This is a genomic window from Lysobacter sp. Root690, from assembly GCF_001427785.1.
Taxonomy (GTDB): Bacteria; Pseudomonadota; Gammaproteobacteria; order Xanthomonadales; family Xanthomonadaceae; genus Lysobacter.
The window spans coordinates 860928-864530 of sequence record NZ_LMHM01000012.1 but is presented as its reverse complement, the minus strand read 5'-3'; the positions used below and the strand labels follow the sequence as shown (position 1 = coordinate 864530).

Sequence of the window (3603 nt, the reverse complement as noted above, 5' to 3'; positions counted from 1 at the left end):
GCGACGGCGCGCGCCGTCAAGAAGCATTCGCGCCTGCGGCGCTCCCTCACCCCGGCCCTCTCCCGCAAGCGGGAGAGGGAGACAAGCAGTGCGTCGCAGCGGGAAACCCCTCGCCCCTACCTTGCTCAAAACGGCAGAACACAGCATCCCCAGCGGGCCGCGACCGCCGGTCGCAGGCTCTCGCTCGGCGCGGGAGTAAACTATCCCCCATGACCTATCCCCACTCGCGCCCGCGGCGGATGCGCCGCGACGACTTCTCTCGCCGCTTGATGCGCGAGACCGTCCTCACCGCCAACGACCTGATCTATCCAGTCTTCGTCCACGAGCTCGATGGCCGCGCGCCGGTCGGTTCCATGCCCGGCATCGAACGCCTGTCGATCGACGAGCTGCTACGCGTGGCCGAACGCGCCAGCGAGCTGCGGGTGCCCGCGCTCGCGTTGTTCCCGGTGACCGCGCCGGAGGCGAAGTCGCTCGACGCCGCCGCCGCGTGGGACGACGACGGCCTGTGCCAGCGCGCGATCCGCGCGCTCAAGCAGCGCTTCCCCGAGCTCGGCGTGATCACCGACGTCGCCCTCGATCCCTACACCACGCACGGCCAGGACGGACTGGTCGACGACAGCGGTTACGTCATGAACGACGAAACCGTCGAGGCGCTGGTCAAGCAGGCGCTGTCGCACGCCGTCGCCGGCGCCGATGTGGTCGCGCCGAGCGACATGATGGACGGCCGCATCGGCCAGATCCGCCAGGCGCTGGAACGCGACGGCCACATCCACACCCGCATCCTGGCCTACAGCGCCAAGTACGCATCGAGTTTCTACGGCCCGTTCCGCGACGCGGTCGGTTCGGCCGGCGCGCTCGGCAAGGGCAACAAGTACACCTACCAGATGGACCCGGCCAACAGCGACGAAGCGATGCGCGAGATCGCGCTCGATCTCGACGAAGGCGCCGACATGATCATGGTCAAGCCGGGCATGCCTTACCTCGACATCGTGCGCCGCGCGAAGGACGAATTCGGCGCGCCGACCTTCGTCTATCAGGTCAGCGGCGAGTACGCGATGTTGCGCGCGGCGATCCAGAACGGTTGGCTGGATGAGCGCGGCTGCGTGCTGGAAGCGCTGACTTCGATCAAGCGCGCCGGCGCTGACGGTGTCCTGACTTACTTCGCGCTGGATGCGGCGCGGTGGATGCGCGAGGCGAACTGAGCCGTCGCGATACGACGGTGGTCACGCGCGTGCATTCGTTGCTGGCGCGCGCGCAAGGCCAGCTCCTCGGCTTCGATCGTCCGGCGCCGATACCGGCTTCGCATCGGACGCCGCGTCCGTGTTCGCGGCGTCCGGATTCGATCGATAGCGCTCGGCGCGAACTCGCGCGCCGCAAATCGCCGCGAGGCTGCAAGCAGCCCCGCGGCAACCTGCATCAATACGGGTAGAACGTGCAGGCTTCCGTCACTCTCACGTTCAATTGCGAAGCAAAGCCGGACAACTGGCTGTCGCAATCGCTCTGGGTGAGGGCGACGATGTGCTCGTAATGGTAGGTGTAGGTCAGCGTGGTGCCGTTCGGACCGGACACGCTATGCGGGTCGGCCCAACGCACCGTGGCTTTCCAGACACCGAACGGCTGCGGCGGTTGCGGCGTGACCGGAAGGCCGCCGACCGGAGCAGCCATGGCCGGCGCCGCCAACAGCAACATCGAGAACAGCAGACCCCCAAAACTACGTTTCATGTTGCTCATAAAGATCCTTTTTATTGCCACACAACGTGGCGGTGGAAGGATAGCGGCGCGCATCGCGATCGCGGTTCGCGACAACATCGCCACACGCGCACGGCCGATGAGCGGCGAGCCGTCCGCGACTAGCGGAAACGCGGAAACGCAATCCACCGACGAACGGCCAGTCGCTCGTGCTGCAATGCGGCGCAGGCCGAACGCCAGCGTAACGGCGGCGTTCGCGCGCGTCCGTTCGCGTGTTCGCATCGCGTACAACGATGCTTCGCTGCGCCTCATGCACGACGCGGATGTTGCGCGCGCGAAACATCTGATGACGAATGTTTCGCAACCTTCGACGAACTGTGCGCGACGCCTCAGATTTCGACGATGCAGATCGGCGCGTCGGGATGCTCGCCGATCAAGCGCGCCAGTTCGATCGCATCGTCGAGACCTTCGTCCGCTGGATGGAAGGCCGTGAGGATGTCGTAGCCGTCATCGCCGCCGGGTTCGCGGCCGTCGCGCAGACTCAGCTCGATGCAGGTCCAATCGACGATGTCCTCCAAGGCGGACGCATCGATTCCGACCACGCCGACGTAACTCACGCCATCGCGCAGCCATTGCTCGACACAGTATGCAAGCGCGACGCGGTCGCCGCTGCGTGAATGCACCACGACCTTCTTCGCGAAGGCGCGTTCGCGAATCACTGCGCCGCTTTCGTCACGCAACCGTCCTGGCCGGTCGCGGCCGGCGCCTTCATCCGGTACAGATCCATCTTGCCGGCCTTCGGCGCCTTGGCCGAACCGCTGACCACCAGTTCGCCGGGCTTGTTCCAATCGACCGCCGGCCCGAGCGTGTAGCCCTCGGCCGTGTTGAACGACAACGCCAGCGGCGTCGCCTCGCCATAACGCGAACCATCGCACTGCGCGAGGTACAGCCGGATCGGATCGTTCTCGACGTTGCTAGACCGCGCGAACACGATGGCACGGCCATCGCCGAGCCAGGCCGCGTCGAATTCGTCGGCGGCGGTGTTCACCCCCGGCACCGGCTTGGGGTCGATGAAGGCGCGGCCGTTCCAGGTCGCGACGAACAGATCGTGCCGGCCCGCGCCGCCGAAGCCGTTGCTGGCGAACAGCAGGTGCTTGCCGTCGCGGCTCGGCGTCGGCGCCCATTCGTCGCCGCGGCTGTTGACGCCGGGGCCGAGATTCTCGACCGCGCCGTAGCTTCCGTCGGCCTGCACCGACGCGCGATACAGATCGTCGCCGCCTTTGCCGCCGGGCCGGTTGGAGAAGAAATACAGCCAGCGCCCGTCGGCGCTGAACAAGGGGTCGAAATCGTTCGCCGCCGAGTTGATCGACAGCGGCTCGGGCTGTTGCCAGCGGCCATCGATCAGCTTCGCCTGCCACAGGTCCCAGCCGCCCGCGCCGCCCTTGCGGTCGGTGCTGCCCCAGACGATGCGCTGACCATCGGGACGGATCGCGCCGCGCACTTCGCTGTGCGGCGTGGAGACCACGCCCATGCCTTCGATGCCGAATTCCGACAGGGCGAAGGCGCTGCCGGCGAGGGTGCAGCCCAGCATCAGGCTCAGGCGGGAAATGGCGGTGCGCATGGGATGTGGGCTCGCGATGGGTGCTGCGAGTTTAGTCCGGCGGCGCGGTCCTCTGTCGTGGTCAGGTACGGCCTTCTCGCGTTGGCATCGCGTCCCGCGCCCCGGCCGCGCGGCCGTTGGTCACGGGGCGACCCTGCACTTGCGTCCCGGACGATAGAGCGATCACTGGAATTCACAATCGACGCACATCCCACTGTGCGCAGTCGAAACGCGGCCCGTGCGGTCCGTGCCGAGTCGCCGCCGGCGCCGGCGGCGCGCTGGTCAGCTCGCGGGCGAGGAGTAGACTTCGGGGA

Annotated in this window: 4 protein-coding genes; 1 reads left to right on the top strand and 3 read right to left on the bottom strand. The window is 67.3% G+C overall.

Annotated elements, in window-relative coordinates:
- Positions 1 to 209 precede the first annotated feature (209 nt).
- Positions 210 to 1202: a porphobilinogen synthase gene (gene hemB, locus ASD86_RS11600; RefSeq protein WP_056110490.1), complete on the top strand. Its 993-nt coding sequence runs from the start codon at positions 210 to 212 to the stop codon at positions 1200 to 1202.
- A gap of 214 nt (positions 1203 to 1416) precedes the next feature.
- On the opposite strand, the gene ASD86_RS26690 is transcribed toward hemB, so the two are convergent.
- The 3 genes from ASD86_RS26690 to ASD86_RS11580 form a co-directional block, all read right to left on the bottom strand.
- A complete protein-coding gene (locus ASD86_RS26690) occupies positions 1417 to 2001 on the bottom strand; it encodes a hypothetical protein (RefSeq protein WP_157476518.1) in 585 nt (194 codons plus the stop codon).
- Between the two features lie 77 nt (positions 2002 to 2078).
- A complete protein-coding gene (locus ASD86_RS11585; protein WP_235567724.1) occupies positions 2079 to 2408 on the bottom strand; it encodes a hypothetical protein in 330 nt (109 codons plus the stop codon).
- Entirely contained in the window at positions 2405 to 3310 is a 906-nt protein-coding gene (locus ASD86_RS11580) for a PD40 domain-containing protein (RefSeq protein WP_056110482.1), read from the bottom strand. The genes ASD86_RS11585 and ASD86_RS11580 overlap by 4 nt, the downstream gene beginning before the upstream one ends.
- Positions 3311 to 3603 lie beyond the last annotated feature (293 nt).